General features: G+C 59.4%; 5 protein-coding genes. 2 read left to right on the plus strand and 3 right to left on the minus strand.

The window, feature by feature from the left end; translation table 11 throughout:
- The first annotated feature begins 376 nt into the window (after positions 1 to 376).
- Together NW839_RS02670 and NW839_RS02675 are read left to right on the plus strand one after the other, a co-directional pair.
- On the plus strand, positions 377 to 1,792 hold the full coding sequence (locus NW839_RS02670) for a hypothetical protein (RefSeq protein ID WP_414352020.1): 1,416 nt from the start codon (positions 377 to 379) through the stop codon (positions 1,790 to 1,792).
- A 116-nt stretch (positions 1,793 to 1,908) separates the two neighbouring features.
- Positions 1,909 to 4,728, plus strand: coding sequence for a tetratricopeptide repeat protein (locus NW839_RS02675; protein ID WP_414352019.1), 2,820 nt, complete (start codon positions 1,909 to 1,911; stop codon positions 4,726 to 4,728).
- Here the strand turns inward: NW839_RS02675 and NW839_RS02680 are convergent.
- The 3 genes from NW839_RS02680 to NW839_RS02690 are packed head-to-tail and all read right to left on the minus strand — an operon-like array spanning position 4,715 to position 8,296.
- The gene (locus NW839_RS02680) at positions 4,715 to 5,869 is read right to left on the minus strand and encodes a hypothetical protein (RefSeq protein ID WP_414352018.1); all 1,155 of its coding nucleotides are present in this window, start codon (positions 5,867 to 5,869) and stop codon (positions 4,715 to 4,717) included. The two genes, NW839_RS02675 and NW839_RS02680, sit on opposite strands and share 14 nt — an antisense overlap.
- A 21-nt stretch (positions 5,870 to 5,890) precedes the next feature.
- Positions 5,891 to 6,760 carry an FkbM family methyltransferase gene (locus NW839_RS02685; protein WP_414352017.1) on the minus strand — a complete coding sequence of 290 codons (870 nt, stop codon included), beginning with the start codon at positions 6,758 to 6,760 and terminating at the stop codon, positions 5,891 to 5,893.
- A 21-nt stretch (positions 6,761 to 6,781) separates the two neighbouring features.
- Complete coding sequence (locus tag NW839_RS02690) at positions 6,782 to 8,296, minus strand: FkbM family methyltransferase (protein WP_414352016.1); 1,515 nt, start codon at positions 8,294 to 8,296, stop codon at positions 6,782 to 6,784.
- Between the last annotated feature and the right edge of the window lie 131 nt (positions 8,297 to 8,427).

Here is an 8,427-nt window from a genome sequence, read left to right on the forward strand (position 1 = left end):
TCAAAGCGCATTCCTCCCGGCACTGACCCTACGGGTACAGTGCGGGGCTCCTGCGATTTCTAGCTGACTGCTCTTCCGGTGGCTCCACCTGCTTTGCTCCCAGAAGCCGCCACCCGACTCCTTCCCGGGACCCTGCCCGGTGTCTGTGACCCACGTCACCTTTGATCTTGTCCAGAAAAAATCGGCAGTACTTGCCAAAGCGGGCTAATGGGCTTGTATGATAAGCAGAGTAAACAGACGAGCCGCTTATCCAAGCGCGTGTGCGTCTTTCCTCGATTGGCTCTTTCCTACGGCCTGGCTTGCCCTGGGCGAGTTGATCGGGTAAGTTAAGGGAAGTGTTCAGCCGAACCCCACTTTTTTGGTTAAGAGGAGAACAATGAACGGAACAATGCACAAGTGGCTCCTGAAGTCACTCGGGTCTCTGTCTCTGGCTTCCACAGTGGTGCTGCTGCCCCTGCTGCTCACCGGTTGCGGCGAAAGCAGCACCGGCACTGTTACACCCGTACCGCCGCCGCCCCCACCACCCCCACCAGCTCCCCCGGCTCCGCCGCCACCACCTCCAACCCCTGTTCCTGCTCCCACTCCCACCACTGCTGGCCCCATCAGTGCTCTGCCCACCCAACTGGCCGCTCTCACCCCAACAGGGCAAGTCTTCTCTAACCCCACCGCTATTCCTGTCGGCTTTGGCATCCGCCGCTCCGGCGCAGGCGAGAACCTGCCGGTGGGCACCTACTCTGACTTCCGGGCGGTGCTTTCCTTCCCCATTCCCGACGCCATTCCCCGCAACGCGATTGTGCAGGGGGCGCAGTTGACGCTGGTGCAGTTGCCCTCCAACGACTCGGCCACCATTCCTGGTTTTGGCGACCGGGGACGGGGCTTCTTCTTCCTGGATGCCACTCCCCACAACCTAGCGGCCAACAGTGTGGTGTTCCAAGAAGTGCGGCTGGGCGCGGTTGACAACGTGGTGTCCAGCGACTTCTTTGCGCCGGCGACTTCTGGCTTTGTGGCTTTGAGCTTTACGGGCAACGTGCTGGGGGGCGATGCGTCGGCGGGGCCGCGCACGGCGGATGTGGGGCCTGGGGTGCAGCGGGCGGTGTCGGCGCCAGGCCCGCGCTTCTACCAGGTGCGGCTGCAGTGTGCCAAGGAGGTGTGGAACAACCAGGCTACCTCTGTGTTCCCGTCGCTTTCCACCTCTGTCTCCAGCTCGGCCAGTGGCACGGCCAGTGGCGCTCCTGCCTTCCAGGCGGTGGCTCCCATTGCGTTTGTGGTTACAGGAACCGCAGGCGTCGGCGGCACTATCTACACAGCTAACGCTGGCAACCCAGCCACTGCTACGATTACGCTGCTGGCCACCAACCCCATCACGGTGAGCTTCAGTGCGGCGGGCAGCACCTTCTCGGCCTTCTTGCCCACCAATGCCACGACGATCACCCAAAGCTTTGGCGCGCTGACTGACCTGGGTATCAACGTAGGCATTACATTCACAGGCACAGTAGTTACTGATGCCGCCAACAACACTGCCAGCGGCACTTTCCTGACAGGCCCTGTCAACCTGACCCTGGCTATCCCCAACCAGACCTTCGGCTACACGGCCAGCTTCTCGACCAGCTTCAGCACCAGCACCAGCGTGGCGGGGACGCCAGCTAATGCGGCTGGTTTCGAGATTAGCCAGGGGGCTACGGGCACCTGCCGCGCCGAGTTCGACAAAGAGCCGGCCACGGGTACGGGTGCTGGCCCTATCACCACCGCTCGCGGGCCGCGGCTGGACATCACCTTCACTGTCCCGCGCTAATTGGCGCTCTGCTGCCTCAGCAGCTGGCGGGCCTGTGCAGGCGGGCCCGCTTTTTTCTCACGCAACCCAGATTAGGTATAGAATCAGGAGTCGTGAAACCCAGGGATCCAGGCCAAGTGACACCCGATGCCCTTGTAGCCACCTTGGAAGCGGCAACCCGCCACCATCAGGCGGGGGATCTGCAGCAGGCGGAGGCGGCCTACCGGCAGGTGCTGGCTCTCCAGCCCGACCAACCGGAGGCTCTGCATTTTCTGGGCATCCTCTGCTACCAGACGGGCCGCCTTGAGGAAGCCGCGGCCCACATGGCCAAGGCCACGCAGCTGCGGCCAGAGCAGGCAGCTTTTCACAGCAACTTGGGCGCTGTATATCAAGCGCTGGGCAAGCGGGAAGCAGCCATCGGATGCTACAGCCAAGCGGTGGCTCTGCAGCCGGATCACCTGCAGGCCCTCTTCAACCTGGGCCTCTGCCACTTTCAACTGGGCCAGTATGACCAAGCCGAGGAGTATTACCGGCGGGCCCTGGCCCTGCAGCCCCAAGATCCTCAGATTTTGACAGATTTGGCCCACATTGAGCGGCAAAAAGGGCGGCTGGCAACGGCCATTGAGCATCTGGAGCAAGCCCTGGCAGCCGAGCTTACCCCCGAACGGGCACAGCAGTTGGCAGAGCTCTGCCGCGAGGCCGGGCAGTTGGAGCGTTCTGTTGAGCTCTATCGCCAGCTCCTGGAGCAAGACCCACAGCGGCCAGAGCTACACAACGGCCTGGGCCTGACTCTAGCAGAGCAAGGGAAATGGGAGGAGGCCATTGCCGCTTTCCGTCAGGCGCTGGAGCTGGATGGGCACTTGGTGGAAGCTCACATCAACCTGGGCACTGCTTTGCTGGAGCAGGGACAGCCGGAGGCGGCCATCGCAGCCTATCGGGCAGCCCTGGCCCTGCAGCCGGATCGCCCGCGAGTTTACTTCAACCTGGCCACAGCTTTTCGCAAGCTGAAGCAGCCGCAGCGGGCGTTGGACTACTACCATGTGGCCATTGGCCTGCAGCCCACCTATGCCGAAGCCTACCGGGGCTTGGCGGGTTTTTTGTCGGATCGGGGGTTTCGCAAGGTGTTCCCTTCCAGCCTGGGAGATAGCATGGCCCACCTCAGCCGCGCTCTGGGCGTGCGGCCCGACTTTGCCGAAGCCTACTTCGAGGCCGGCTGCCTGCTATTGGATCAACTGCGGTTTAAGGAGGCCATCCCCTTGCTGGAAGCGGCCCTGGAGCACAAGCCCGATTTTGCCCTGGCCTACAACAACCTGGGCCTGGCCTATCGGCACTTGAACGAGCCGGAAAAGGAAGAGATTCAATACCGGCAGGCGCTGGTGCACGACCCAGAACTGGGAGAAGCCTACTGCAACTTGGGGCTGTTGTTGCAAAGTCAGCACCGCAACGAAGAGGCCCTGCCGGTTTTGCAGGAAGCGGCCCGCCTCAAGCCAGACTTTTTGGAGGTGCACCGGGCGCTGGGATCCGTTTACAAAGAGCTGAACCGCCTAACCGAGGCACTGGAATCTTTTCAGCGCGCCCTGGAGATCAACCCCGAGGATCCTTCCACCTATGCAGGGTTGGCAGGCACCTTCCTCCAGCAATGCCGCCACGAGGAGGCCATCAAAGCCTACCGCAAGTCGGCCAAGCTGGCTCCGGGGGTGATCGCTTTCCACGGCAACATCCTCATGGGCCTGCACTACGCCCCCGATTTCGATCCCGAAGAGACCCTGCGGGAGCACAAAAAGTGGGGGGATGCCACCCAAGCTGCGGTGGCCCATCTGCGGCGGCCCTACCACCGGGATCGGGATCTGAAGCGGCCTCTGCGCATCGGCTACATCTCCGGAGACTTTAAGCTGCACTCCGTGAGCATGTTTTTTGAGCATGTCTATAACCACCACAACCACGAGCGCTTCCAGATCTACTGCTATTCCAACGGGCCGTATTCGGACATTGTGACGGAGCGGATGAAGGAAAAGGCCGATGCCTGGCGAGATATCCACAAGATCCGCTCCGATGTGGAGGTGGCCAATCTCATCCAAGAGGACAAGATCGACATTCTGGTGGATTTGGCCGGCCACACAGCCTACAACCGCTTGGGCGTGCTGGCCCTCAAACCTGCCCCCATCCAGGCCACCTATCTGGGCTACCCCAACACCACCGGCCTGACCTTGGTGGACTACCGCATCACCGATGCCTACGCCGACCCGCCGGGCATGACGGAAAGGTACCACACAGAAAAGTTGATGCGCCTGCCCAAAAGCTTTCTCTGCTACAACCCTGTGGATATCTTTCCGCCGGTTTCCGAGCTACCGGCCCTGGCTGCCGGCTACGTCACCTTTGGCTGCTGCAACAACCCCACCAAAATTACCCCCAACGTGGTGGCCGTGTGGGCGGAGATCCTCAAGCGGCTGCCCAACGCCCGCATCCTGCTCAAAAACATGCGCTACACCGACAGCAGCGTCTGCGAGATCTTCTGGGGGCACTTCGAGCGGCACGGGGTGGATCGGCAGCGGGTGCACCTGGTGGGAGATCGACGCAGCATTCCAGAGCACCTCCAGATCTACAGCGAGATTGACATTGGCCTAGATCCTTTCCCCTACAACGGCACCACCACCACCTGCGAAACCCTCTGGGGCGGTGCGCCGGTGGTGGTCTTGGCAGGCAATGCCCATGTCTGCCGGGTGGGGGTCTCCATTCTCACTAACGTGGGGCTGCCGGAGCTGGTGGCCCAAACGCCGGAAGAATACGTGGAAATTGCCGTGAACTTGGCCAGTGATCTGGAGCGGCTGCGCCATTTGCGCCACAGCCTGCGAGGCATGATGGAGAAATCGCCCCTGCGGGATCCGCAAAGCCATGCTCGCGCCCTGGAGCGGGCCTATCGGCAGATGTGGAAAAACTTGGTGGTCAGCGGTCAGTAGGTTCCTCGGATTCCGAAGGAGCCACCTGCTCGAAAATGTCCCACAGCTTGGCGGCCACTGTTGCCCAGCTCAGCTCCTTGGCCTGTTCCAACCCCTTGGCAATGAGGGGAGAGCGTACCGGGTAGCTCTGGATGCGCTGCAGGGCTTCTGCCAGTTCCCGCACCGAGCCTTGGCAGAGCAGGGCTGTCGGGTTTTGCAAGGGATCCTTATCTTTTTTCTCTCCAGAGGCAGTTGCCGACTCCGAGCCGGAGGCATTTGGCTGCTCATCCCGGTAATGCACCACAGGACAGCCGCAGGCCATCGCCTCAAGGGGGCTTCTGGGCCGAAAGGTGGAGTGGAAAACCAGCGCCAGAGCCGAGGAATAGGCGCAGGCAAGCTCGGGATTGTTCAGGCTGAGGTAGCGAATGCCTTGTTTTTGGGGCAGTTGCGCTTTGACAGGATCCACCTCCAGAGGACTGGGAAAGGCAAAGACCAGCTCGGTGCGGGAGAGCCTTTGGCCCTGCAGGATCTCCCAAGCTTGGCTGACAGCCTGGATGCCACGGTAATCAGCCAGCTGTTCGGGCAAGACGGCCAAGAAAAAAGGGCGAGTCAACTGAAACTTGCGGCGAAACTCGGCCATGGCATCGGGAGCAGCCGGCTTGGCCCAGCCTTCGATGGCCGGATAGACCAGCGACATCTGCTCGGGAGGGATCCCGGGGTAGTGGGTTCGGAAGCCAGCAAACACTTCATCGGAGAAGAAGACGTAGTGGGCAGCAGCCAGGATGGCATTTTTCTTCTCGATGTATTCCGAGTGAAATTGGCTGCCGGCCTCTGCTTCTAGGTCGTAGATGAAGGCGATGGAAGGGGTGGAGATGGGGGTGGTGTAGCCGGTGGAGAGAAACAGCCTGGCCTTGAGCTGGTCGCAGGCGCTCTGCAGGCCGGTGCGATCTTCATCCGCTTCCGCAAAGGCAAAGCGAGGGATCTCGGAAAAAAAAGTTCCCGGTGGCAGCCAAGTTTGCCCGCGGGTGAGCACCACAAACTCCGTTGCCTTCTTGGCCTTGACCCATTCTTCAATTAGGCTCAGCCACAGGTAGGACTGATCCAAAAGTGGAGAGCGAGAAAACCCTTCCGACTGCCAGATAACCCCGTCGATGACGATCATCCCCCACCTCGTCTGAGCAATTTAAGAGACATTGAGAGCGGCAAACATTTTGGCCAGGTAGAAGTCTTTGTAACGGGTTTGGGCAATTTGGTCATGGACGCCCAGGACAAAAGCCACCAGATCATAGGACAGGTAAATCTCATGCAAAACTACCGCCATAGCCAGCCGCTGGCGCGAGGAAAGCCGACCCAAGTGCATAAAGTTTTTGACGTAAACATAGTCGCACCACAACACTTGGGTGTAAGGGCGATAGGTTCTGGAGGAGAAAGGCTTGAGGCAGGCGCCAAAGTTGCTGGTCATGCCGTGGAGGAGAAAGCCTTCTTCCCTAAGGGCAATATCTACGTCGCTGAAAAGAGGTTGGCCTTTGTAGAGAGGGATGTACTCCACTTCTGTTTGGATAACAGTAACACTCTGTAGAGTTTTTCTAGCGCCCCGGATAACATCCAGCTCGGCTCCCTGAACATCCATCTTCAGAAAGTCCACTTCGCCCAGTTCTGGAATGTCATCTAGCCGAGTAGTCTGGACTTCCTCGACCCGAGTTACCCGACAAACTTCCGCCAAGTTCTCAAAATGCTGGGCCAGCTCCTGATCGGGCTCGTAAAGAGAGGAGGTGTAGCCGGTATTGGTGAAATAAAACTTGCGACGGGATCCATCCCCAATGAAGTAGGGAAAGTACTGCCGCTTCACTTTGTCGGCGCGAGGAGCCTCGGCTAGGGCTCTGGCGTTGAGCTTTTCACACTCTTCCTTCTGGGGCTCAAATCCTATCACCTGGGCATGTCCTTCCTGAACCAGCTTGTCGAAGTTATCGCCGCCCAGAAACATCGCCCCCACGTCTGCAATTCGGATAAAAGGCATGTCTTTGCCGAGGATCTCGCTAATCGGGAAAGGCATTACTCTACTCCACAGAAACGGCTAGATCAGACCAGCTTTGCTCGCCAGAGAAAAGCGATTCGGATGCACGGCAACCAAGTTTAGCGCAGTTGGCAGTTGCACAGAAGCCTGAACGGTGCTGAGATCTTGGATCATCGGGTTGTAAACATAAATGAGATAGCCTAATTCGGCGAGAAGCTTCGCCGACTCCAAACCTGAAAACTGGCCGACATTTTGGTTTTCAAACAGGATCAGCGGGGTACAGGTCTCGATCAGCTTTCTCCCCCCCTTCAGAACAGGAACCTCTGCCCCTTCCGCGTCAATTTTGAGCAGATCGATGGTGGGCTTGCTCTCTGAGATCCACAACTCGTCCAAGGTGATTTGCTGCACCGGCTTGGTTTCTTCTACAACCGACATGGGATCCGTGACGATGCGGTTGAAAACGCTGGCCCCTTCGCAGACCAGGTAAACCTCGCGGGACTCTTCGCCTACCGCAGCTTCCACAACTTGCACGGATTGGTCGAGCTTGTTTTGAGCGACCGTTGCCCGCAAGCACTGCAAACACCCCGGCGTGGGCTCGATGGCATAGACTTTTCCAGACTCGCCCACACAGCGGGCAAATAGAAAAGTATAAACGCCAACGTTGGCCCCAACGTCAATGGCGTTCATGCCCGGCTTGAGGATTTGCCGACACAGCTCGATTTCACTCTCAAACCAGCGATCTTGAGCCAGGAGGACGAAGGTCACAATGCTTTTAAGATCTGGCTCCAGCCTCAGCTTGTACCCCTCATACTGAGTCCAAATTTCCATACTGGCCACCGCCTCCGAGGCTGGATCTCCGTTAGGAGGCGTTTCTAACTCTTGCTCTGCTGAATCCGACTCCGCCTTGGAGGGATCCTGCCGCGGAATGTAGCGATCTAGAACCAGTTGCAGCACTTGCATGGCCCGATCTTTTTGGCCAGGGAAGTGATCCGCTATTTTCTGCAGCAAAAAAGGCCCTTCCGGCTGCGCTTGGGCCGCCGCATTCATGGCAACCACCATTTGCGCCTCTAGATCCTCTGGGTCAATGGCTGCAGCCAGCCGCCAGTAGGGCAATGGCTCCGGTCGGTAAACGACTCCGCTGTGGTGGGCTAGCCAACGGGCTAGAGTGTGGAGGTAGCGCTCGCGGGGGCCAAGGCGGGAAGCAGAAGCGGCCTTAGAAGAGCGGCGGGCCTTTTTGCTAGCAGAAGCCAGACGAGGGGGATCCCAAGCGAGCTTGGGCTGGGATCCAGTTAGGCCCAAGCTGGGATCTTCTAGGTAACGCTGGGTCAAAAGCCGGGAGAGCAGCTCTTTTCCCTCTTGGAGGGCCGTGTAGCCGCTTCCCAAGGCCAAAAGGGCATGGAGGCGATTGAACTGGGAGGGGAGATGGTTGGGATCGAGATCCAAACCCTGCCGCCAGGCCGCCAGAGCCATGGCCCAAGCCGCACGTCGCTCCCGCGAGGTTTTGGCTTGCTGGGCCTTCAAGCAGTGAGAGATTCCCAGCTCGTTACATTCATCGGCAGTGGTGGGGATCCCCATGGCTTCGCTAACTAAGCTGCTGAATTATCCTACCACCTTGCCGGAGCTGCACTGGGTCTTCCGTAAACTACCCGGCTCCGACCGCTAAGCGGTACGGAGCGGGCTTTCAGTAGCCCTGAGCCTGTTCTGCT

The sequence above is a fragment of the Synechococcus sp. R5-15 genome (assembly GCF_047462035.1).
Lineage (GTDB): Bacteria > Cyanobacteriota > Cyanobacteriia > Thermostichales > Thermostichaceae > Thermostichus.